Source organism: Flavobacterium sp. AJR (assembly GCF_002156885.1).
Taxonomy (GTDB): Bacteria; Bacteroidota; Bacteroidia; order Flavobacteriales; family Flavobacteriaceae; genus Flavobacterium.
This window is the reverse complement of record NZ_NCWQ01000025.1, coordinates 16,758-42,017: the sequence shown is the minus strand read 5'-3', so window position 1 is coordinate 42,017 and position 25,260 is coordinate 16,758. Positions and strand designations below refer to the sequence as shown.

The following is a 25,260-nucleotide window of genomic DNA, read 5'->3' as shown; positions in this document are numbered from 1 at the left end:
AAGTATCAAAAAATTATGCCTTATTCTTAAGTTCCAGAACATCTCTTTTGAGTTCTAAAAGCAACTCTTTCATACTTTGGGTTTCGGATAGCTCCTGCTTTTTATCTGTACGTCCGATGTTGCACTCATATTCCCAGATTTCCAGAATGTCAGAAGCCTTTACTTCGTAATTGGGATAGAAATGATTGTCGGATTCTAAAACCAGTGCATTTTTTTTGTTTTTATTCAGGCGTTTATATACCATACCCTCATTTTTAGTAATCAGGATATAGGTTTTACCATCCATCACCTCTCCCAGCCTTTCTACATAACGACCAATGATAATTGACCCATCTTCATGTGGTGGCATAGAGTCCCCTTCCACAGGAAAACCTCTGTGTTTACCTGGTCCTAAAAAAGGCAACGCCATTTGTTGCAGACTCTCGATATATTCAGGATCTCCATATCCATTTAGATAACCCGCTTTTGCTTTTTGGGTCACGATTTCTACAAAATCATTTCCTGCCGCATCAACGGTAATGGGCAACAACAATCTGTTGTTTTCCAATTTTAGCAAATCATCTATTGGGATTTTTCGAACATCTACAGAGAGTAACAGATCGATACTGATCTGATAATAATGCGCTATTTTCTTTAGAATTTCATACGGTGCTTCTGAGGTGCCATCTTCGTATTTGGCATACCTTCCCCGTGTAATTAAAAGACTCTCAGCCACCTTTTCCTGAGAAATCTTCCTTTTTGCTCTAAGACTTTTGATGTTATCGGAAAATAAAGACATGTTGATTTTGTTACAATTTGTAACAACAAAGATAGATAATTTTGATATAATCTGTACTAATTTTGTTCCGTATAAAAGGAAGAAGATTATGGGAAGGTCAATTGTACATATCGATATGAATACATTTTTTGTATCCTGCGAAAGGTTAACAAATTCAGAGTTAAACGGAGTGCCACTAATTATTGGAGGTGGAGACCGTGGCGTGGTTGCCTCTTGCTCCTACGAAGCACGCACTTTTGGAGTGCGATCTGCCATGCCTATTAAGATGGCACTTCGACTTTGCCCACAGGCAAAAGTAATGAAAGGCGATATGGAATTATATTCCACTTTATCACATACCATTACAGAAATAATTCAGGAGAAAGCTCCCATAGTAGAAAAAGCAAGTATTGATGAATTTTATCTCGATATCACTGGTATGGATAAATTTTATGGGAGCTACAAGTGGACGAGTGAACTCGCCCAAACCATTACCAAAGAAACAGGATTGCCGCTAACTTTTGCCTTATCAGTGAACAAAACAGTTTCAAAAATTGGTACTGGAGAAGGAAAACAAAAGCAGAATCTGGAGATTCCCGAACATATGGTACAGCCTTTTTTGAATCCATTATCTATTCAGAAAATTCCAATGGTGGGAGATAAAACTTTTCAACTGCTCTCCCGAATTGGGATCAGAACCATTCAGACGCTCTCTGAAATGCCTTCAGAAGTCTTACAGCAAATGATTGGCAAAAATGGTACGGAACTCTGGAAGAAAGCCAACGGTATCGATAATAATCCGGTGGAACCCTACACAGAGCGTAAATCCATATCAACCGAACATACTTTCTCCCAGGATACCATTGACATCATAAAACTCAAACGCATCTTAGTTGGTATGGTTGAAAAATTGGCCTTTCAATTGCGCTCCGAGCAGTGGCTAACCTCTACTGTAGTGATCAAAATCCGCTACGCCAACTTTGATACCGAAACCAAACAATGCCGTATTGCCTATACCTCGGCTGATCATACCCTGACCAAAAACGTAACTGATCTTTTTGATAAACTCTACCAGCGTCGTATGCGCCTACGCCTGATTGGAATTCGGTTCAGTGGACTCGTTCGCGGTACCTATCAGATTAACCTCTTTGAGGATACCGAGGAAATGCTCTCACTCTATCAGGCTATGGACAAAATGAAAAGTCGCTACGGCTTTGATGCCGTCATGCGCTGCGCCGGAGCGAGTTTTAAACCCAATACAAAAAATGAAATTTTAAAACGGAACATATAAAATTCTTAAGCTAACTTTTTCTAAATACTACTTTTTTAATACACTATCCGATGTACCTCAATTGTCATTCTTTTCATTCCCTGCGCTACGGAACCATACCACTCAATGAGCTGGTACAGCAGGCTGTGGCATGCAATGTAAAAGCAATGGCGCTCACCGATATTAATACCGTAACAGGAATTTATGATTTTATAAAAGCCTGTAAGGAGGTTAACATCAAGCCAATTGTGGGCATGGAATTACGTTGTGAGGGGCAACTTCGCTATATCACATTAGCCAGGAATCGTTCAGGGCTCGGTCAAATGAACCGTTTTCTTACCCAGCATAATTTTGATGGGACTCCGCTGCCTTTTTCTGCTCCGAATTGGGAAGATATAGTAGTGCTATATCCACTGGAGAATATACCTGATGTTTTAAAAGAAAATGAATATATAGCCATACGCTCCGAGCAACTCCCCAAACTTTTCCATACCCAGTGGAAAGCACTGCTGCATAAAATGGTCATCCTGCAACCCGTTACTTTTCGAACCAAAAGAGAATTCAATTTACACCGGATTCTCAGAGCCATTGATACTAATGTGCTTCTATCCAAACTAACTGAAGATGATATTTGCAAGACTTCAGAAGTGATGATTGCTGAGGAGCAATTACTAGTCCAATTTGGCGACTACTCCCAGATTATAGCCAATACCCAAAAAATAATTGAAGACTGTAATTTTGAGTTTGATTTCAAGACACCTAAAAATAAAAAATTTTATACCCAGGGAAGAGAAACCGATATCGCCTTATTGACCCAATTGGCTTTGGAAGGATTGCTGTGGCGTTATGGAGCTGATAACCTCGTGGCTAAGGCGCGTGTGGAAAAAGAGCTAAAAGTCATCGATGAATTGCAATTCAGCGGGTATTTTTTAATCACCTGGGATATCATCCAGTACAGTAACAGTTGTGGTTTTCTGCATATCGGCAGAGGTAGCGGAGCCAATAGTATCGTAAGTTATTGTCTGGGTATAACTGACATCTGCCCTATCGAACTCGACTTGTATTTCGAACGTTTTTTGAACCTCAATCGAAAAACTCCTCCCGATTTTGATATTGACTGGTCGTGGAAAGAGCGCAATACGATACTCGAATATATTTTCAAACGCTATGGAGCCGATTACGTTGCCTTTTGTGGGACTAATGTAGAATTTAAATACCGCTCGATATTTCGGGAAGTCGGTAAAGTATTCGGACTCCCTAAAGAAGAACTCGATATGCTGGCGAAAAATCCCATGGCACTGCATGAAACCAATACGATCGTGAAGTACGTTCAGGAGTATGGAATGTTACTCGAGAAATACCCTAACCAGCGCAGCATGCATTCCTGTGGGATTATCATATCCGAAGAGCCCATTACCAATTATACGCCTTTGGAAATGCCCCCAAAAGGATTTCCTATTGTACTCTTTGATATGCACATCGCCGAGGATATTGGTTTTGAAAAATTTGATATTCTAAGTCAGCGTGGTATTGGTCATATCGATGACAGTGTGAAGCTCATCCAAAAAAACCGTGGCATAACAGTAGATATTCGCGATACGGCGCTTTCTAAAGACGAGGCTCTATGCAATACCTATTTAGCTACCGGTAAGACCATTGGCTGCTTTTATATTGAAAGTCCCGCTATGCGTGGACTACTGCGCCGCCTCAATTGTGATAATTACAAGATACTCGTGGCGGCATCTTCCATTATCCGTCCCGGAGTGGCACAGTCTGGTATGATGAAAGAATACATTTTCCGCCACAACCATCCTGATAAATTCGAATATTTTCATCCCGTTTTTAAAGAACAGCTGGGGGAAACCTACGGTATTATGGTCTATCAGGAAGATGTGATTAAAATTGCTTTACACTATGGTGGATTGCCTGCTGCCGATGGAGATATCCTGCGTCGTGCTATGAGCGGTAAAGGGCGTTCTATTGCTGCCTTGCAAAAAGTAAAGGATAATTTCTTCGCCTCTTGTTTGCAAAAAGGACATTCCGTACAACTCAGTCACGAAATATACCGCCAAATTGAATCCTTTGCAGGCTATTCCTTTTGCAAAGCGCACTCTGCTTCGTACGCCGTAGAGAGCTATCAGAGCTTGTATCTCAAAGTACATTATCCTGTGGAGTTCATGGTAGCAGTGATTAACAATCAGGGAGGATTTTACAGAACTGAAGTCTATGTGCATGAAGCGAAGATGTCAGGCGCGACCCTGCACAATCCGTGCGTCAACAAAAGCGATTACGAAACCACACTATACGGCACCGATGTCTATTTAGGCTTCATGCATCTTGAGGGATTGGAAACTAAACTGGCCCAACAAATTATTAAAGAGCGCGAAGCCCATGGTGACTTCTTATCATTGGAAAACTTCATCAATCGTATTCCCATTGGTATTGAAGGCATCCAAATCTTGATTTTCATCGGCGCCTTCCGATTTACAGGACAATCCAAAAATCAATTATTGGTAATTGCCCGACTCATACTGGTGAATTTCAAACCTGAAAACAAAAATCTGATGCTACTGCAGGAACCTGTCAAAACATATAAATTACCTGTACTGGAACGCTCGGCTTTTGAAGATGCCTTTGATGAAATTGAACTGCTGAGTTTCCCCGTATCTTGCACTCCTTTTGATTTATTGCAAACCCAATACAGAGGTTCTGTACTAGTCAAGGATTTACTTGTTCATCATAAAAAAACAGTAAAAATGCTCGCTTATCTGATCTCCCGAAAACACGTTCCTACCAAAAGAGGCACGATGTATTTTGGAACCTGGATAGATAACAAAGGAGATTATTTCGATACTGTACACTTTCCCGATAGTCTGGCTCAGTATCCTTTTTTGGGTGGTGGTTGTTACCTGCTCTTGGGTATCGTGGAAGTAGATTATCATTTTCCAACAGTTACCATAACCAAAATGGCCAAGATGCCATTCATCCCTGACCCGCGATATTCCAATACCAATGACAGACAATTCAAAGTACACGAACAGATACGAGAAGATGTAAGCATGACACATCGCGCTCCTTATCCTTCAGAACATGAAATTAATATTCCAAGACAGAAAATGAATTGATAATCCTCAAAATTTTTAAAACTGTTTTTTTTTACCTCATTAAAATGAATTTTATGAATCACTTCAGCGATACAGAAATTTTTATTTCTAGTACTGGGGAGAAATTGACGTTCCTAATCCTGGTCTTATAGAAAAACAATGTAGCCTAAGAGACCGGTTTAGTTAAAAAATATACCCAAAACAATTAAAAAGCCTATTTTTTTCAATGTGAAAACAATCTTAACAAATAGTTGTATTTTACTTACTTTTATCTTGGTGAAATACGAAGAAATTAAACGGCATTTTTCAAAGCATACCTCTGCCTTAGAAAATACAATGCAAACCACGCCCCCAAAATTATTAATATATAACTGTTATATTAGGTATACGCAATTTTAATTGTCTCTAAACGTACGGATATCCATATATTTTATATAATTTTAGGTAAACTTTATAATTATGTCTACAAAATTTTGGATAGAGAAAAATTGGGGCAAATCCGTTAATAACGCAACAAGTAGAGAGACTAATCTTGCAATTGAAGAAATAAGCAAAGTAAGCAAAGAACAAGGTGCTTTCTGGGTAGGACATATTGACAAGAAGTATGTTCTTGAAATTCATAAAGACTTAAATCTATTTTTAATTTATGGAGAAAATCAAGATAAAAAAATACAAACAAAATTTGTTAATTGGGATGAATGCAGACACTTTCTCGACATGTACTTTGCTAAAGACTTTTTAAGACTTAAGAACAAAATAAAATTGAATGCCTTTTCAAATAGCTAGCTACCTGGCTAATCTTTGATGAATTCTATAGCTGTCAATAAAAACTTTTCAAAAGAAAAGAGAAAAAAGCAATTAAAATAATGTCATAACTGGCAAAGGAAATGCTATAAATCTCCAAGGGTGACCAGTGAAAGAACTAAACTAAGCTTGTCATTAGGCGCACTTCGCTAACAATATCAAATAATTTGATTTACTTTTTTTCGTTTTGACAAGTAATTAAATTACTCTAAAGTGATATATTTAAAGTACTTAATGATATAATTGTGCCACAAGATTGTTTACTGAATTAAAATCTAATACAAACTCCTCAGCTTCATTTTTAGTACAGAAAATGCAACAGTATTCTAAAGTAATAACCAGGCTAATTTATTCCATGTTTTACAGCACAACAAACAAATTGAATCTGCGATTGATTTTTTGTTGCCTCCTGGAAAACTCCGCTATTACCGATAAAAATGGCGCTGTATAGCAACACAGTTGGATCTGATACAAAAAAATGACATTTTTACTATATCAGCTTATATCCCTTTTGATGTTACCTTGATCCTGGTAGACGAGCTAAAAGTGCATGTAGTATGCTATAAAAGCAACCACGATCTCATGCAATTGATAACTGCTTATGCAGCAAATATCCAAGGAAAGTTTTTTTCCCTAAATAATTCCTGCAATACTCCTTGGCGTAAGAGAAGCTGTTTTTTTGATGTAAATGATACTAAAAGTGAATTTCTTAATCAAAACAATTACTATGTGTTTTTGTAAATTCTCGTTTTACTAATTTTAATAGCATTCTTTTTCGAAAGTTAGATTGCCCTTGCCGTAGATGCCAATGTTGTCTATTTGGTAAAAAAAAGATGCCTCCAAATTAAGGCATCTTTTTAAAGAAAATAATATTTCATGAGAATTTGATGCATTTATACCCCAAACCCATCAAATAGACCTACTAGAAACCTCATGAAATAATACAATTGATGTAACAAGTGTATAACACTAAGGTACACTAAAAATGATTACAATAGAAAAATTAAGCAATAAATATCGCAAAAAAAAGGTGCTTTTTTTTGAACTCCTTATTCTATAGTTTTTATAATGATTTTATATACAGGTATTTACAAAATCGGTAGCTTATCTTTTGATAGCTATGGGGTAATCTAGTATTTTTAGCAAAAAAAAAAGATGCCGTCGTGGTAAGGCATCTTTAAAAAAAAATAATAGTTCATGAAAATTTGATGTGTTTTATTCCCCCAAACCCATCAAATAACCCTACTAGAAGCCTCATGAAATAGTATAATTAATATATATCACTAAGGTACACAATAAATGATTACAATAGAGGAACTAAGTAATAAATATCTTAAAAAAAAATATGCTATTTTATAGGATAACTTATTTTATTTTTACCCTAACCTATTCAAGAACAATAACATATCGAAATACTTACTTGTCTTTTGATAGATATGAAGTAATCTAGTAGTAATTCAACTACTACCATAATACTAGTACAACGAAAACTTATTTAAAGACTAAATAGTGTAATAATAAGATCAGTTAGTCGATTAACTTATCTTATCGGGATGATTTTTAATGAGTCAGCCCTTCAGTTGTAGAACCAAGACTTCTTTTAGATCACCTGTAGTATCTAATAATTCCATTTTTTCTAGTAGTATTGTAAATTTTTTATTTTCAAAAAATAGAACAGAAAATTATTGAATTTATATGGTTACAAAGTAGATCCAGCCTTGACATACATTGGTATTTTGCTTATTTTTGCCTTATGAATCATGAAGAAATAAAACGCTATTTTGAAAGTACACCTCCGCCCCAGGAAGTACAATGGAAACCATGGGCTAAAATTTTTGATACACAGCTTTTCTTAAGTAGTTGTTATATAGGAATACATAATTTTAATGGTCCTCTGGAGATGTGTCCCGCCTGGTGGCATCTTAAGGATTTTTATTACCATGTTAAGCGTAACGCTCCCAATAATAACCAGATACAGTCAGAATAAAAGAGCCTATTTACAAACCCGGGGCTATTCCTGTTTATATCGGATGTTATATAAAAAGTACAAAACAATGGAATTATGATCCCTACAGAATTGCCTTAGTTGGCTGGATTTTCCATTTGGCTGATAATCTTGTTTACTTCACTTTCCGTTGATTTGAGTTTGGTCTGGCAAAAAGTAATAAGCTCCGAAGCCCTCTTGACTTTTGTGGCCAGTACATCAACCGAAATCGTTTCATTTTCTATTTCCTTTGCAATGGCTGCCAGTTCAGCGTATGCAGTTTCATAAGTCAGTGTCTCTTTCATTATATTTTGTTTTTTCTTTGACGGTGGTTTTAAAAATCGAATCAGCTAATATTACATCAATTGTGTCACCAATTGCTATAGTATCGGCTCGACTGGTAATCTTATCATTGACTTTGACAATAGCATAGCCCTTTTTGAGGATATTCTCAGGAGACATCATTCTGATACTCGAACTGTAATGTGCCAAATATCCTTTTTGATTGCGAAGATACTGATTCGTGAATGTTTTCAAATTATTAATAGTATTGTCAATGTCATTGATCCTGTTATAGAGAATAATCCTCGGTTTACCTGAAAGCTGATGCGATAGGTTCAGCAGCTGACGATGTTCTTGGTATAGGATTGATTTGGAACTATTAATTGTATTTTGATTAATAGCCATTAAAGCATCTTTGTGTCCTGAAATGAGCTCCCTTGCACTATTGGAAATGGTACTCTTAAGATTGGAAAGACTCTGATAATGCAGTAGAAAAAGCTGCTGTGATTTAATGACAATATTCTTTTGTAGCGAAAGGATATGCTGCTCAAAACTCCGGTTATGCGCAATAATAAACTCAGCGGCTTTCGTTGGGGTTTTAGTCTGGGTATGCGCCATGAGATCCACAATACTAACATTTTTCTGATGTCCGATTCCTGTGATAACTGCAATGGGGAATTTGGCTACGGCGCGCCCAATGTTATAATTGTCAAATAGCAGAAAATCGGACTGAGCACCACCTCCTCTTGCAATAACAACTGCGTCATACAATTTGCCACTACTGTACACTTCAATGAGTTTATCTAAAAACAGCTTGGCATTATTGTCTCCCTGCACAATGGTAGGATAATCATCGATCTGGAAAACATAGCCAAAATCATTATTTTCAAGGGTATGCCTGAAATCCTCAAGACCCGCGGAATTGCTCCCTGATAGTATGGCTACTTTTTGGATTACTGCCGGAAGCTTTATTTGATTATTTCGGGTGATGTAGCGTTCTCCTTCTTTAACGATAAAAGTATTCTCTTCCACAAGCCTTTTAAGTGTGGCATTTCGTTGCTGTTCCAGAATTCCAAGAGTAAAATTGGTATCGATATCAAGCACATTGAGTGACAAACCAAACAAAGGATGGTAATCCACACTTACTAAAACAAGTACATTGATATTATTGGTAAAACGCTGTCCTGTGTTTTTTTCAAAATCAGAAAGATGCATCGATCCTGCTCCCCAGGCTTTCCCAACAATTTTAGCAACAATACTATTTGACGTCATCCCTTTTTCTACCAGTTCAAAGTAATGGATTTTCTTATCCGCCTTATAGGAATGATTAGTAATATCGGCAACAACCCAAAACGTCTGTCCTTTGAAACGATCCGTCAGGGCATCGCTAATTTTACTGTTGAGCTCGGAGAGTTTGATATGTTTTTCTGATTCCATAAAAAGCCGGGAACGAAGTGTTCCTTTTAGATCCTTCTAAATGCAATAGAAGATGTAATAGTTGTTTAGAAAAAATGGGGCGATTTCCTTAAAAAAAACATTCGTAAGCGAATTATCTCCCTTTGTCCACAAGTGAAATGGTACCGGTAAGATCATGACTGGAAATATAGTCCCGTACAAAATCCTCCGCCTCTTTCCTATGATCAGCGGCCGTTGAAAACGAATTGAGATAGAAATCTTCATCCTCATCGGCAATATGGATAATCTCAGTATATCCCTTAGTAATCAAGCTTCCTTTTAGTTGTAATACCTTAAGCTCATTTCTATTGTCAATTTCCTTCTTCACTCTAAGCTGTATCGTTTTATCCATGGTATGGGTATTTGGTGTTGTGTTATCTCGTAGCATAATATACTTAAAAGTCAAAAGAAAAAGACATGGCAGCTCTTTTGTTTTCTCTCTTCGTTATGTCCTTCATTTCCCTTTACCTCAGGATTCCAGGCAAGTAATGGCGCTAAACAGGCTTCTTGCCTTCATTATTTTATATCCCTAAAAATACTAAAAATCAAAACAGCATGATTGGGTTCAATCATAAAAATATGAACAATTAAAAACTAGATTCCATTTTCATTCAAAAACGGACTAAAAGGGCAGCCAAAATAGTGTCCGCCCTCCCCTGCATGCGCATAACGGCTTAACGCCGCCCTTTGGGACTTATAGCACTCCGGCTCGGTATCCGGACACTTGATTTGTGCTTTCTTTTTTCCCGTTTTTTCTTTTGAAAAAATTCATTTGGCGAAAAACGGTGAAAGAGAACTTAAAAAAAGTATGCACTAAAAATCAAGTATCATGGAAATTACAGGACGAATTGTAAAAGATGCCTCCGTTTTTAAAGTAAAAGAAAACAGTGAGGTTGTAAACTTCTCCATAGCAGTCAACGACAGCTATAAACCCAAAAATAGCACCGAAGTTAAAAAAGTGGTGACCTATATCGACTGTTCCTATTGGCTGTCACCAAAATCAGCGCAGTGGCTCAAAAAAGGGGCACTAGTGGAACTCTTTGGACGAATTGGTCTGAATGTCTACATCGGCAGTGATGCTAAGGCGCACGGCAGTCTAACCTTTCACACCAGCCACATTAAAATACTTGCATTTGCCAAAGACCCGCAAGGAACCCCACAAACAAACACACTAGTTAAAAAGGATTCTGAAAAAGAACCTGACGACCTGCCTTTTTAATATCCCGATAAACAATGTACAAGCCTAAAGAAATGAGTTATGAAAGCCTTAAAAAAATCAATATACGCAGCCTACGAAGTGTGTGAAGCATTTAATAAAATCATCCTGTCCGATTTGGATTCTTATAACGGGACTAAAAAAGAACAACTTAAATCCTTTCTCGAGGATTTACAAAACGGCGGATGCATGAGTGGAATGATTTCCGAATTTATATACCATTCAGACTGTAAAGAATTTTATATCGGGCATCTCGATGATTTGGAAAACATCAAAGACGAAATCGAAGATTCTCTTGGAGAGTCTGTAAAAAACAGGCATCGCCTTCCCCACTACACCTTTATGTGTTGGCTCTGTTTCGAAGAATACTGCTATGACATCTACAGAAACAGTTTTGAGTGACACTCATTTTTAATCTTAAATCTTTTGAGTTATGAAAGCTTCTGAACAATTTAAAACCGCTATAGAAAATTATCTAAGTGAAACGGCACAGAGAGACGCATCTTTTGCACCACATCTTGCCAAAGTTTCAAAGAACCTTGAAAACTGTATCAGCTACATTTTTGGCGAAGTCAAAAAAACAGGATTATGCGCCTTTGACAATCAGGAAATCTTCGACATGGCTATAAAATACTACATCGATGACAGTATTCTGCCTCCTGCCCCAATCAACTGCAAAGTAGTGGTAAATCAGCCTGTAAAGGCTGATTTATTTACTCCTGCGTCTGATGTTCCTCAAAGCATGGAGCAGAAAAAGGAAGTGATAAATACTCCGAAAACCCTACAGACCACCTTAACACTTTTTGACCTATGACACCTAAAACTAACATAGAAAAAGAGATTACCCAATTAAGTAGTACCCTGAAACCGATTACAGCACAGATGCAAACTTGGGCAGAAAAAAGCATTTTCCTAAAATGGGGAGTGCTCTCACGTGGAAAATTCCACTGCCTTGAATGTGCGCATTCCTGGAAACCCAAATCTCAAAGTAAATCCTGTGAGAAATTTATAAAATGTACCACCTGTACAGGAAAACTCAAAATGTGCGGATGCAATCAGGTTCATTTCAAAGAAATTGAATACTGCTCCGTTTTGGATGTTTGTAAGGGGTATCAAGTCGTTCGTATTAGCTGCTCCCACAAGCTCATGAAAAAGAATACTGTTCCAACTTATTTTCATAAAGAAGTGATGCAGCATTGGATAAACTCAAAAGGCGAAGTTCGTACTATGTCCCTTAGCACAAATGTTTTTTCGCATGCTTATGATGCATGGCAGTATTATTCCTCCCTTGAAATCCGCCCAAAAGATTTTCAGAACTCACCAAAATACCGAATTAATCCGTACAAGGTGCATCCACATATGAAAGTGCTCCCTATCTTGAAAAGAAACGGATTTAAAACTGGCGTTTACAATATTGCTCCGCAAATACTTTTTACTGCACTGTTAAAAGATGCTATTGCAGAAACGATTTTAAAAGCAGGACAGACTTCCCTACTCACCTATTACCTCCAGTCACCTCATCAGAAGATTATCCCTAATTGGCAAGCTGTAAAAATTTGCTTAAAAAATAAGTATAACATTACTGATTATACTATTTGGGAAGATTATATTGCCTTGCTTCAATGGTTTAAAAAAAACCTAAGTTGTCCCTTTTTTGTCTGCCCCGAAAATCTCCATGAGGCACATAATAAACTTGTTACTAAAAAAAGAGAATTCCAGCGGAAAAAATACCTCTTGAAAATGCGTGATGAAATACAGCAAGCACAGGAAGTTTATGCCGAAGAAAAGAAACATTTTTTTGGGATTTCTTTTTCGCATGAAAATCTAACCATCAAAGTTCTAGAAAACGTACAGAACTTTATGGAAGAGGGAGACATTCTGCAACATTGTATTTTCACCAATGAGTATTTTAAAAGAACAGATTCCCTGCTGTTTTCTGCTCAAATAGATAATAAACCTATTGAAACTATAGAGGTATCGCTTTCCAAAATGGAAATAGTCCAATGTCGTGGTCTGAAAAATAGTAAATCTAAGCATCATAAAATCATTTTAGAACTAATGAAGAAAAACTTGTATCAAATTCGTTCACGAATGAAGAAGCAAAAGTCATAAAGTCCTAAAAGCGGAAAAACCGAATAAATTTCGGTTTTTCCGCTTAATGGTCCACTAATCTTACTATAAAATCTTAATGAAATTACTTTAGTTTATAATACTAAAAGTAAAAACACATACAAACCATATACTCAGTAGAAACATTTGAAAAACTAAATTCACCATAGCCTATTTTTTTATTCAAAAAACATAATCATACAATACATTTTTATTTAAAGGAATATTTTCTTTCATAGGAGTCATAATAAAAATATAGGTCAAATCTTCTACATTATAAAACAATACATTTGCATTTAGCTTATTTAAACCGTAATATTCTATTTCACCATATATTACTTTTGAATCTTCATCATTAATTTTTATTGCATATTTATTAAAATCTAAACTAAAACTCTTAATAGAATCATTATTCATTTCGTACTTTATCTCACTATCAGAAATGAAATCAATTTTACTAATTTTATAATTCTCATTAAATAAACTTGGACTGAGTTTAACCTCATATAAACTTTCATCAACTATTGTAAAATAACCAGGTGTTGGATAGTTTGAATATAAACAACTGTTAAACTTACAGTTAGTACTAACATTTTTTAATTTTATTACTACTAATGAGTACTTTGATTGAATCTCAAATTGTGAAACTACAGTGTCTTTCTTTATGGTATAACTACCAATACAATGATAATCTTCCTTAAAAGGCATCAAACTTTTTATTTTCATACTTTTTTGAGGAACAAAGTTAATCTCATCACTAATTCCGTCTTTTTTACAGCTCAAATAAAGCAAAAACAATAGTGCAATGCAGATAGTCTTTATAGTTGAATTTATTAAAATAGATGCCACTTATGATTTTTTCTAATTAGTATGCAAGTGAATGAGTTAATATTTCTTGTGCAACTTTCTGTACCACAGGTGCAACTTCAGGCTGAAATATAGATAAAATAATCCCAGCAATCTATAAAGATGTATATCCTCCAAGCTTAAAAGCTACATAGAAACTATCACTTTTTCCATTTCCACCTCTAAGACTATAGTGCCTACCTATTCCATCTGCACCTAAATAACAAGTTACACTTAAATGCGACAAGGTTGCTTTAATAAATTATAGATATCTACAATTCACAGACAAAAGATATTTTGCATAAACTGGTCCCCAAAATAAAGATGATATTAAAATTATATAAAAAAGAGTGGTTAATAAAATCGAAATTTTTGGGCTACCTAAAAAAACTGGTTGTTGCTTTATAATTTTTTTCGACCTTCCATCTTTTGTAAAATATAAATAGTTAATTAATAAACAAATAACTCCAATTGCAATCATAAACCATTTCCCCATATTAATGCAAAAAAAGTGAATCACTAGTAAGTTTAAAATAACACTTACAAAAAAGCCTTCTGCTAATCCTAATGCCCAGATAGTAGTCGAATAAGGAGTATCATCTTTTAGATTTTTTTTATAAAATAAAAAAGTATAATAATAAATAACTTTCATAATAAATTAGTTCGTATTAATATCCCAATTTTTCTTTCCTATAAGGAAGCCAAGTACTTTGTTTCCAATTTTGATAAGAATCAATCTTAGTTATGGATCTTCCTGCTTCCCATCCTATTCCCCATGCTGCTCCATAAAGTCCAGGAGCAAAAGTACTTATAACATTCGAGGTTTGTTCTGTTGCTAAAGTAAACCCTCCTATTTTACCATTAGAATAAGCGTCAAAATTAGACCAAGCATTATAAGCTCCAACACTTCTACCTAACCATTTAAACCTATCTGAAATTCTTAATGCTGATGCAACTTTACCCCCCGTGGCTCCATTACCATTAAAAACTTGACTATATACTTTCATTTGTTTTATACTATACCAAGTTTTTGAGTTAAACATTTTATTTTGTGTCCAACTAATTGAAGTACCAAGCCCTGTTATTAGAAGTCCTGTAAAGTCATACTCAAAAACTGGTTGCGCATGTTCATTATATTGTGTTAATAAAGGCTGGTTATTAGGAACGTTATTTGCTGCTCTAAAATCTAAAACAGCGGAGTTTGAATTGTTCAAATTCACATACTGACTCATATTAGGTGGTGGTGCTGGTGCATCGCTTTTACCTCCACCAAACAAAGATTTTATACTATTTCCCCAATTCTTAAGATTTAGGTTCTTTCTTGTCCAATCTGTAACCCCCCATTTTTTAAAATTTATATTTTGGTTTGCCCAATCTTTAATCCCCCAGCTATCCCAATTATCTTTTATAGTTTTGATTCCATTCCCTATCCAGGTTTGTTGTCCGTTACTTAATCCACAATCTACACAGTCCTTTCCAGGTCCATTGGCAGTATTTCCACTCGGGTCTGTAAATTGCAACGGATTATTAAATACATAGCCATACTGATTGTAATTTTGAGTACTTGTTGGGTCTTGTATATAATTATCGACTTGTAAAAATCGATGAAGTATTGGATCATACAATCTCGCATTCATATTAATCAGTCCAACACTTTGTATATGTTCGTGTCCTGTATAACCTCTATCAAGAACTGTTAGTCCTATTAGTGTATTTCCTACACCATCCTGCACTTTCATGATACTACCCCAAGCATCAAATAATCTTTTTTCTACTATAGCACCATTGTCATCAGTGATTGTTAAAATAGTCCCTTGATAATCTCTGTGTAAATATAAATATTTTTGTGTTATTCCATCACTCTTGACAGCAATTGGTGCCGAATAGCCATCTCCTCCTATATAAGTAACAAATTCAAAAGCACCAGTAGTTCTATTCTCTTTTATCTCCATTGTGCCATCAGCCGAATAATGCTTACGTAGTGGCCTAAGTGATTTTTCATCATTAAAGTCTCCATAGTACATAGTACTTCGTTGATTGTCATCATTGTAAGTAAAACTTATTTTCTCTACACCAGTTTCTTCTATTTGTTTAGGACTTTTAAATGCATTATAAGTGACATTTAGTTTTTTTAAACCTGAAGAAACTGGATCACTTGTCTTGCGTATTTTTACATTATCAAACCAAACATTACCTATTCCTATAGCATCAAGACGCAGTCGCAAGGATTTAACACTTGCAGGCACCAATACTGTCTTTTCAATAAATTTCCAATTATTCAACGCTGTTGTGCTAACACTATTGACGTAAGAAAAATATCCCGTTTCATTTGCATTGTATTGAAAAAGTGTAAGTTGAGCAGTCGGATTATCTGTATAAACCCAACCAGAAAAAGTGTATTCTGTGTCAGCTATATTATCAATAGGAACTGAGACATCTGATTGTACATAACTCATACCATCACTCGACAATGTTGTATTTAACTTTATGGCAGTTGCAATACCTTTTGACCGATCAAATGAAATACACTGAGGATTATGCGGATTAAAAGACCAACCTGATTTGGCTTCCATATCATCATTAAAAATACCGCCTCTGTTAGCATAATACTGTGATGAATCATAACCTAATGATATCTCTGTGTTTTGATACTTGTTTGTAGCGTCATATTTGTAAAACCCTAAATTATTGCCCAAAATTTTTCCCGAAGCATCATAGGTTTGGCTTTGTTGAGCCTCAAATTTATTTGTAAACTCAGTTAATCTGTTTATTTCATCATGCTTAAAAGTTTCTGTAAAGTTTCCAAAGGAACTATTAATTCTACTATCTAAATTGTCTGTATTTTTATTAAATGTAGTTGTAAGAGTTAATATATTACTTGCTGGTACAGTAGTTTTATCATATTGCATTTTTGATAAATACCCGTCAATATCATAAGTATTAGTCATTTTTATGCCATTACCAGTTACGCTTTCTAACACTTGCCCTTTCGCATTTAGCATGTTTGTCTGCCAAAGGACTTTATTGTTACTGTCTAAAATTTGATATAAGTTTCCATTTTTGTAAATATTTTTGGTTACTATCGTACTGAATTTACCTCCTATCTCTGCACGTTTAGTTTCTGTTTCAACTCTGCCTAAACCATCATAAGTAAAGGATTTGATGAATTTTGAAACCCCTATTTTGTTTTCTTCAACAGATAAAGCTCTTTTGAAAATAGGATCATAAGTTACCGTAGTTATGGTTTTATTAGCTCCAATAGGTTCATTTTTGTCAACATACGTTACTGTTATTGGTAACTTTGTGGCATCATAAGTATATTCGGTCTCACTATCAGTACCTCCTCCTACAATTGTTTTTTTAGTTGGTCTTCCGTTATTATCACGGGTTATGGTAGTAATCACACCTCCATTTTGGGAAGTCTCTTCTGTTAGTTCTCCTAATTCATTACTTTTATACGTAAAAGTCCCAGCCGATGGATCAATTAGTTTGGTTTTTCTCCCCCAGCCATCTTGCTCCATGGTAATATTAATACCATTATAACTGGTTTGTTTTAGATTTCCATTTGCAAAATAGGAAAAATTGATATTCCCACCGGTTGTTTCATTAGTAGAAACAATATTACCAATAGCATTTTTTACAATTGTTTTACTTTTTTGTCCATCAGTTATTGTCGTTGATAAATTAGGATATGCTATTGATGTCGTTCTGTTATTAAATGAAATACTCTCTGTCGGTCTACTGTAAATATCAAATTTAGTTTCATTCCATTGAGATGGTGTAGCACCAAAATAAGGTTCACTTATTTTATAACTTCGATCATAAATATCATATAAATAAGATACGTAGGAATATGTTCCATTGATATCTTTTGCTCCTGATCTTGTTTTTCTACCTAAATCATCAAACTTTTCTTCACTAGCACTTCCATCTAAAGCATCAGTTGTAATTGTAACTGTTGTTTCGGATCCATTTGTGGAAGCATAAGTGTTCGCATAATTATATGTAATTACTTTGTTTAACTGATCGTCTTTTGCTGTTAATTTTCTAAACCAAGAATCATAGGTATATGAGGATGATAAGCCATATGGATCAGTTTCTTTTTTTAAAAGTCCATTATTCAAATCGTATTCAAAAGTTGATTCTAAATTATCACTATCTATTATTTTGGTCAAAAAACGGCCGGATGTATCATATTGATATTTAGTTATACGCGGATCCATATCTTGTGCTGAAACAGTTTTTTGGGTTAAATTTCCAAAAGAATCATACAGATTGGATTCAAGTATGCTTCCAGTACCCGTTGCGTTTTTCTCCATAAAAGATACAAGCTGTTTGTTATCATACTCATATAATTCAGAATACGAAGTTGTATTTCCCGGAATTGTGGTAGATACAATTTTTTGATAAGGCCTGTCTATTATATAGGGAGTATCAGGATTAGGACTTTCGTATTCTACAGTTTCTTTTACGGTTTGCGCTACAGCAGCCCCTTCACTATTGACTGTGGTCGTTATAAGTGGATTATTGTTTTCATTGTATGAAATTGTAGTTTCTGCACTAGTATTATATCGTGTATCAATTTGTTTGATACTGCTGTTTTGCAACTTAAAAACCTTATTTGATTGTAGGGCAAGTTCTGGACTTGGTGTATATGATAAAGTTGTTTTGGTGGTATAATCTGATTGGTTAAAACCATTATTTGGATAGGTTAAGTAAGGCACTAAATAACTCTCAGTTATGGCCCCTCTTAATTTTATATCTCTTTTAGTTATAGTACACATTTCTGGATTGGAACTATTGTGCCAATTGGTTTCCATTATAGATCTAAATCCCATAAATCCTAATCCCTCCAAATTAGTCACAGCTCCATAATAACCATATAATTTCATTTTAGAAACTGTGGCACTCTTTTTTTCTAACTTTGAAACAATTTGCAAATCAGGGGATGCAACAATGTCAAAATAAGGATAAGTTTCTGTTCCCTGGCTTGGATTATATACTGTATAGAAAGTGCTTTTATGAATCTGCTCTAATGGATGATACGTTATAGCTTGTTGAACGCCATTTCCAGTTGTAATATTGGTTAGTAGGCGATCTTTACTGCTATCTTTTTTAGAATAAAAAAAATGTAATCTATTATTATTTATAAAAGCGATTTCAAAACGTGGACGCTGTTGGTCTGTAGATGGTATAAATATTGGTAACGCATATTGATTAATATTTGCCTGTGCAGTGGTAATTGCGGTCCTTGTATTGAAGGAAGATGGAGTCATTTCTGTTATTGCTGTAATTTGAATTGTCCCCAGTCCAGTTGAATTATTTTTAGTGTTTTTTATAATGGTCAAATCACTTTTTCCATCATTATCGTAATCTGTTGCAATATAATTATAACTATTAAACGAATCATTAGGAGTTACATAGGCAATATTTCTGTTTTCTTTAGCAAAAGTGGTACCTGTTGATAAATATCTGTACCAACCATTGCCCGATTCTATAGGAATCATAAAGTCCGATTTCCCATCACCATTAAAGTCACCTATCAAAATAGGTCTGCTTAATTGAATACTTGTATCTGTAGTTGGTGTTTGATATAATAAAATAAACTGTTTGTTGTCATTCAAGGAATAGACCCTTACTTTTCCAGTATCAAAAACATAAATGTCCGACTTTCCGTCCCCATTAAAATCAGCGACATAAGTTTTACTAGTCTCTAAAACAATTAATTTTCCAGCATTATTAACAAAATTTGAATTTAGTCGTCTGTCCAGATTCATAAAATAAGTATCGCCCGAATAATTACTTGTGGTGTGAAGCGGCTCATTATTTGAGTCGCAAGGTGCTAAGTAAGAATACTCAAGGTTCTCTTCTACAACTGCAACATCAGTTAATCCATCACCATTAAAATCACCATTAAGATAACGTTTCGGAATATTTACCGTATAAAAAAATGGTGGTCTAGTTGATGTACAACTTAAAGGATGCTCAGAATAATACGAGAATTTCGGAAAAGTATACGATTTTTCACCTTGAGGATTTATAGAAGAAGGACCAATAGCATAAGTTTTAAAAGTCGTAAGATTTGTAGTTGGGTTAGTTTTTACAACTGTCCAGCCTTGACCATTCATAAGTTTGTTATTCCAACTTAACCAAGAAACTGGCAGAATTTCATCAAAAGCACCAGGCTCTTGAAGTAGCCCCAAATTTAGAATTGTTTGTGTGCCTGTATTAGGGGTGATACCTGTAAAAATCCAATATATTGATTTAGCTTCTACACCTGTCTTTGGATATAGTATGAAATCCATATTACCATCACCATCAAAATCTCCATTTACTGCAACAGCATTAGTCGAATTGACACTATTGACACTTAACACAGTGGGATTAGAACTGTAATTAATAGAATCATCTGTATTATTGTAGTTAAAAACTGTTGGATTATAACTTTTTGTATTATCTCCACTCTTTTCTGTAATGGAATACAATCGATCATATTTTTCTGAAGATTGAGCCATATTATAGTCTAGAACATAATTTCTGAATCCAATGTTATTTCCCGAAGATTTAATTTCCTTTAAACGATTACTTCTTATTATATTTTGTCCTCCAATATAATAATTTTCAGATTTTACTCTTGGTTCATATATAAATTGTATTTGATTTATGGGCATAGTAGTTGTTAATGTTCCATATTTTATAGCAGCAATTTCCAATAAGTTATTTGCTTGGTTGTATAAATAACTAATTCGAATACCTTGCGCATTTTCCCAATATGTAATTGACCATTCTGTTATCGAACGTGAATCTGTTGAATTACCATAATAAGCTTTCGAACCGTCAGGATATTCTACAAGAAAATAAGCTGGTCCAAAATTTACTCCGCTTGGATGTATCCCATGAGAGGTAATTTTTATGTTGGAAAATATCTCTGTTTCATATGTTGTCTCATTGCCACCATAAACCCCAGAAGTTCCATTTTTCACTACTAATCGTTGGCCGTCTAATGCAAATCGATCTAAAACATCAAAATCTACCCCATCAATTGTACCATCATGGAATTTTGTTGCAGGAATTCTTGAAATTGATGATAATCCTGATAATGCCCATCCATAGCCGGCAGACCCATTTCCTCCCTGGCTGTTATAATTTAGACTTACTTCTGGAATGACTCCATTAATTCCTGGGGGAACAGCTATTGGTACCGAGTAAGAAGCACCGCCAGACAAGGTAACTGATAAGTCTCCATCTGTAATACCTGCCTCACGCATGGGACCAGTAGGATTTGTTTGTGCTGTAGTAAAAAAGCTAAGGCTTATAAAGAGAATCGTAAGGTAAAATTGCCTCATAATATTATTGCTTAATGATTTTTATTCTTTTTTGCTCTCCATTACTATATGATAATGATAGGATATAGATTCCTGTGGGATAACTTTGAAAAGGAATATTTTGAAAGTTAGTTTCTTTTTTATTTTGGTATTCTGCTAATATTTGAGCATTCACTCCAATGACCTGTATAGATTTTACATAGTTTTCATTAACAAGATCCCATTTTAAGTAGAGTTCCTCTTTTACAGGATTGGGATGATATGAGATTATGTTTTCATTTGAAATTTCAAGTAAATCTTCTTCTATGATAGCTTCAATTTCTTTAGCAGGTTTTGCAGTACCACAACTTTGACAAAATTCTCTAACGATTTGATTTCCTGTTATAGGATCGTATGTAAACGTTAATATAGGCTCCTGTGCTTTAACAACACAAAAAGTACCAAACAGAATGATTGATAAAATATTTTTCATAATTGGCCACCAATTTTTATTAGATTAAAATGAGGTAAAATTTTAGTTATTTTAAATGGTAAACCTATAGATAATTTATATGTAAGATTTATCATATATTACCTTTAAATTATACTATTTTATCCTATTGTAGTTTTAAAATATGGAAGTCAATTTGATACAAAAAGATGTAAATCTTGATTTTATGAATACTAGGGCTGGTATCTTACTTCTATAAATATGAAATATCTTTGGGTAGTAGAGTTTGTAAAAAAATAGAGCTATCCGTAAGAACAACTTACCAATACTCTTCTTTGGGTAAAATAAAAAGAGCATTCCTAACTGGTAAAGCTTGGAATATTCCAAAAGATGTAGTATTTCCTCAAAAAGAAAATAAAACAAAAACAGGTAAGAATCTTTTACCCAATAGTCTCAATAAGGATGTGAAACTATTTGAGAATGCTTTATAAATAAGGTTTTTAGTGTTATGGTTCAAATCTTGCTCTCCCTACCAAAAGAGGGAAAGAAGTGAAAAAAGTAACTTTATCAATCTTTTCAAAAAACCCGAAAAATGCGCTAAAACCTGCAGATCCGAGGATTCGCAGGTTTTTTTATAATCCTTATCAACGATTTATAAAAATACTCGAAAGTTTTATGGCAGAATCGTGGCACATGGGTATTTTGAAAACTAGAAACCCAGCAAAATCAATACCTAAGAAGTTTAGGTTCGAATGGGTAAAGCCTCCTCTAATCTTCATTACTTCTTAACATCACGATACCTAAGTGTAAATCTTAATTTGAAATTACTACCTAAAGGATTATGTGTTTTGGATAACAATGACCTCTCGTATTCATTTTTTTATCGCTTTAAAATTCTAATGATAAAAGTTATTCCCAGATGCGACAGAACCGCTTATTCAGATTTTGAGCTAATCTTTCTTATCTGTCCATTACAACGGTAGGATTTAGCACCTTATTAAGCAACAGGTTGCTAAGACGTCACAGGGCCTAATCCCTCAGTCTTTCTGGATAAGTATCATACAGAAATTTTCTGTGATACAAATTCTATAAAAATTAATATAGTTTAAGAATATTTTTTTTTATTTTATATTTCTGAAATACAAATTAACTTCTAAACAATTACATACAAACCCTTTGCATTTGTAATATATATATTCTGATTTTATATCCCCTCTAGAAATAGATTAGACAGTTCAAGATCACCCATAAATTTAGAAGAGGTGAAAGAATTAACTCTTTCACCTCTTCTTTCATTCGAAAAAACTTATTTATTTTTTATAAAATTTAAACTTATGAATTTTATTATCGGAATTAATTATAATGTAATATATTCCTGTTGTCAAATTCTTTACATCAGCTTGTCGTAAATCAAAAGAAGACTTTTTTATAGTCTGTCCAAGCATGTTTATTATTTCATAAGAATCGATAGGTGTGCTTCCTGAAACCATTAGTGTACTTTCAACTGGGTTTGGATATAAAAATAAAGAACTATCCATAGTTACATCTTCAGTTGATAAACTTGGGGTTATAATCACACTGATCGTTTCATTTGAGCTAAGTCCGCAAGCACTTAAAATTGAAAAGTTTATTTGGCTTGAGCCACTAAGAGTTTCATGGAATGATATCGTGAGAATATTGTCTGTAATAATAGCTTGATACAGTCCTGATTCTGGATTTCCATTTGTAATACTATAAGTGTTTTTATTACCTACTGTAGACGAAAAATAATCATCCAGATTAATTACAATCTGTTTCGCTCCAGTGTTTACCACAATAGCAGGCAATGAGTTTGTTAATTCAGGCTTGGTGCTAGCATCACTTTCATAAGCGCCCAAATCTACATTCTCTCCTTTTACTCTTTTATTCCCTACAATATCTACATCATTTTGAGTCCATAAATTCTTTGTGCCTGGTAGAATAAGTGCTGCATTAGTACCAGCATCCGCAACAATTGAGCATGCATTTATGCGCAAACCGTCATCAATCGTTCTCCATATACCATCCTTACCAATCGGATTTGTTGCATCATTGAAAAGTAATCCTGAAAAATTTTCGGTGTGATATCTGTTGTTTGTAGCTAGAAGATAAGCAGATTGCGATGCTTGGCTAAAAGCAATTTCGTTTGTTGAGTTGTCTTCAAAAACACAATTCTGTAACTGTGTAGTTCGTTGTGCATCCGAAATCCCCCAGTTCAAATAAATTGCTCCACCTTGCAGTTTAGCCTTGTTTGCATGAAATGTAAGATTTGTAAAACCAACTGGATATGAAGAAGCATTAGTTCCGTAAGATATGGCACCAGCATAAAGTTCAGCCGTATTTTGAGTGAATACGCTGTTTGAAACAGCTATTCTATTCTTAGTTGAAGGGACAGAAGTTAGAGACAAAGCTCCTGAAGATCCTGCCGAATGGTTGCCAGCAAAAATACAATTACTAATCTCTATATCAGATAAGGCAAAAATAGCACCACCACTACCAGAGTTGCCTCTGTTGGAAGGAATGATACTATTGTTAATAAAATTGCATTTATCAATTTTGGTAGAGGTATCATATCCTAAACTTATGGCACCACCCATGGCGACACCGGAGCTCAGAGAATTAATTATTTGATTTGTAAAATCACACCTTACAATATTAAGGTTAGTACGTTCCGCGTGAATAGCACCTCCACGGGTTGAGATTGTAATTAGACCATTTAAAACACCGCCAGGTACACATGTATTCTTGTCGAATTTAGAATCGGTAATCCTGATTTCATTTCTCAATAAAGGATCTGATGAATAAAAAAGTAATGCCCCTCCATCTGCCTTTGATTTATTATCTGTAAACGTACAGTTGCTAATAAAACCAGATACCCCGTTGTTAACAATATATGCTGCAGCGCCCTGCCCTGCAAAATTTTGTAAAAAAATACAATTATCAAAGGAAACGGAAGATCCACTACTATAAATCGCTCCAGCTTGGTTTACTGACTCATTACCCATAAATACATTGTTGGCAAATGTTAGATTCGAACCATACAGAATGGAGAGCCCTCCAGTACTGCTATTTGATTTGTTACCAATAAACTTATTATTGGTAATTATAATATCGGATGATAAAATCCATCCTGCTCCGCCAGTATTATGATACACGATATAACTTGCGATAGTTATGGCTCCACTAGTCCTGTTGTTGTTGGCTTTAGTAACTGTAAAACCATCTAGCCTACTTGATGAAGTCAAATCTACACATAACAATAATGTATAGATATTGTCAGTTTCGTCATTTTTAACACCTATATCACCACTCAAAATAGTAGTATTCGTTTCTGGATTTCTCTCGCTTAAGCTTGTCTCTGCGCCTGCAAATCCGCCATATAATTTTATCCCTTCTTTAAGAACAAATGTTGCATCTCTAGGATTCGTTGGTATGGTACCATTTCTGTCTCGCGATGGAAAGTATGTACCACTTTTTACCCAAATTTCTTGTCCTGATTTTGCAGCATTAATTGCATTTTGTAAATTAGTGTAAGCATTAGTCCACGAACTACCATTACCTAAACCTGTAGCTGAAGCACTTACAAAAACCTGTGACTGTGCATGATGTAAAAAGACAATGCTTAATAAAATGAATATTTTAAATATTTTCATAAAAGAA

At 34.8% G+C, this 25,260-nt stretch carries 17 protein-coding genes and 1 riboswitch; of the genes, 8 read left to right on the top strand and 9 right to left on the bottom strand.

Going from position 1 to position 25,260, the window contains the following annotated elements; translation table 11 throughout:
* Positions 1-13 precede the first annotated feature (13 nt).
* A complete protein-coding gene (locus B8T70_RS08245) occupies positions 14-778 on the bottom strand; it encodes a helix-turn-helix domain-containing protein (RefSeq protein ID WP_039115023.1) in 765 nt (254 codons plus the stop codon).
* Positions 779-866: 88 nt separating this feature from the next.
* On the opposite strand from B8T70_RS08245, the gene dinB reads away from it, so the two are divergent.
* From dinB to B8T70_RS08230, 3 genes are all read left to right on the top strand, one after another.
* On the top strand, positions 867-2,048 hold the full coding sequence (gene dinB, locus B8T70_RS08240) for a DNA polymerase IV (protein ID WP_086894561.1): 1,182 nt from the start codon (positions 867-869) through the stop codon (positions 2,046-2,048).
* A gap of 50 nt (positions 2,049-2,098) precedes the next feature.
* Positions 2,099-5,152 carry a DNA polymerase III subunit alpha gene (locus tag B8T70_RS08235; RefSeq protein ID WP_039115024.1) on the top strand — a complete coding sequence of 1,018 codons (3,054 nt, stop codon included), beginning with the start codon at positions 2,099-2,101 and terminating at the stop codon, positions 5,150-5,152.
* A gap of 438 nt (positions 5,153-5,590) precedes the next feature.
* Positions 5,591-5,917 (top strand): hypothetical protein, encoded by a 327-nt coding sequence (locus B8T70_RS08230; RefSeq protein ID WP_039115026.1) that lies wholly within the window; start codon positions 5,591-5,593, stop codon positions 5,915-5,917.
* A gap of 2,100 nt (positions 5,918-8,017) precedes the next feature.
* On the opposite strand, the gene xseB is transcribed toward B8T70_RS08230, so the two are convergent.
* The 3 genes from xseB to B8T70_RS08210 form a co-directional block, all read right to left on the bottom strand.
* Positions 8,018-8,224 carry an exodeoxyribonuclease VII small subunit gene (xseB, locus tag B8T70_RS08220; RefSeq protein ID WP_039115031.1) on the bottom strand — a complete coding sequence of 69 codons (207 nt, stop codon included), beginning with the start codon at positions 8,222-8,224 and terminating at the stop codon, positions 8,018-8,020.
* Positions 8,202-9,638 (bottom strand): exodeoxyribonuclease VII large subunit, encoded by a 1,437-nt coding sequence (xseA, locus tag B8T70_RS08215; protein WP_039115033.1) that lies wholly within the window; start codon positions 9,636-9,638, stop codon positions 8,202-8,204. Before xseA ends, xseB begins: the two co-directional genes overlap by 23 nt.
* 112 nt (positions 9,639-9,750) lie before the next feature.
* Positions 9,751-10,008: a hypothetical protein gene (locus B8T70_RS08210; RefSeq protein ID WP_039115176.1), complete on the bottom strand. Its 258-nt coding sequence runs from the start codon at positions 10,006-10,008 to the stop codon at positions 9,751-9,753.
* Between the two features lie 477 nt (positions 10,009-10,485).
* On the opposite strand from B8T70_RS08210, the gene B8T70_RS08205 reads away from it, so the two are divergent.
* Genes B8T70_RS08205 through B8T70_RS08190 form a run of 4 tightly spaced genes read left to right on the top strand, consistent with a single transcriptional unit; the run spans position 10,486 to position 12,984 of the window.
* A complete protein-coding gene (locus B8T70_RS08205) occupies positions 10,486-10,875 on the top strand; it encodes a single-stranded DNA-binding protein (protein WP_039115034.1) in 390 nt (129 codons plus the stop codon).
* A gap of 39 nt (positions 10,876-10,914) precedes the next feature.
* Entirely contained in the window at positions 10,915-11,274 is a 360-nt protein-coding gene (locus B8T70_RS08200; protein ID WP_039115036.1) for a hypothetical protein, read from the top strand.
* Positions 11,275-11,305: 31 nt separating this feature from the next.
* Positions 11,306-11,686, top strand: coding sequence for a Cas9 inhibitor AcrIIA9 family protein (locus tag B8T70_RS08195; RefSeq protein WP_039115037.1), 381 nt, complete (start codon positions 11,306-11,308; stop codon positions 11,684-11,686).
* Positions 11,683-12,984, top strand: coding sequence for a PcfJ domain-containing protein (locus tag B8T70_RS08190; RefSeq protein ID WP_039115038.1), 1,302 nt, complete (start codon positions 11,683-11,685; stop codon positions 12,982-12,984). The genes B8T70_RS08195 and B8T70_RS08190 overlap by 4 nt, the downstream gene beginning before the upstream one ends.
* 180 nt (positions 12,985-13,164) lie before the next feature.
* Here B8T70_RS08190 and B8T70_RS08185 read toward each other — a convergent pair whose 3' ends face one another.
* From B8T70_RS08185 to B8T70_RS08170, 4 genes are all read right to left on the bottom strand, one after another.
* Positions 13,165-13,707 carry a hypothetical protein gene (locus B8T70_RS08185; RefSeq protein ID WP_123912087.1) on the bottom strand — a complete coding sequence of 181 codons (543 nt, stop codon included), beginning with the start codon at positions 13,705-13,707 and terminating at the stop codon, positions 13,165-13,167.
* A 382-nt stretch (positions 13,708-14,089) separates the two neighbouring features.
* The gene (locus tag B8T70_RS08180; protein WP_039115040.1) at positions 14,090-14,479 is read right to left on the bottom strand and encodes a hypothetical protein; all 390 of its coding nucleotides are present in this window, start codon (positions 14,477-14,479) and stop codon (positions 14,090-14,092) included.
* A gap of 16 nt (positions 14,480-14,495) precedes the next feature.
* On the bottom strand, positions 14,496-21,173 hold the full coding sequence (locus B8T70_RS08175) for an RHS repeat-associated core domain-containing protein (RefSeq protein WP_082001835.1): 6,678 nt from the start codon (positions 21,171-21,173) through the stop codon (positions 14,496-14,498).
* A gap of 4 nt (positions 21,174-21,177) precedes the next feature.
* The gene (locus tag B8T70_RS08170) at positions 21,178-21,624 is read right to left on the bottom strand and encodes a T9SS type A sorting domain-containing protein (protein WP_086894560.1); all 447 of its coding nucleotides are present in this window, start codon (positions 21,622-21,624) and stop codon (positions 21,178-21,180) included.
* 230 nt (positions 21,625-21,854) lie between these two features.
* Between B8T70_RS08170 and B8T70_RS08165 the strand changes: the two genes are divergently transcribed.
* Complete coding sequence (locus tag B8T70_RS08165; RefSeq protein WP_039115046.1) at positions 21,855-22,073, top strand: hypothetical protein; 219 nt, start codon at positions 21,855-21,857, stop codon at positions 22,071-22,073.
* A 466-nt stretch (positions 22,074-22,539) separates the two neighbouring features.
* Positions 22,540-22,639: riboswitch (SAM riboswitch) on the bottom strand.
* Between the two features lie 253 nt (positions 22,640-22,892).
* On the opposite strand, the gene B8T70_RS08160 is transcribed toward B8T70_RS08165, so the two are convergent.
* Complete coding sequence (locus B8T70_RS08160) at positions 22,893-25,253, bottom strand: T9SS type A sorting domain-containing protein (protein WP_039115047.1); 2,361 nt, start codon at positions 25,251-25,253, stop codon at positions 22,893-22,895.
* Between the last annotated feature and the right edge of the window lie 7 nt (positions 25,254-25,260).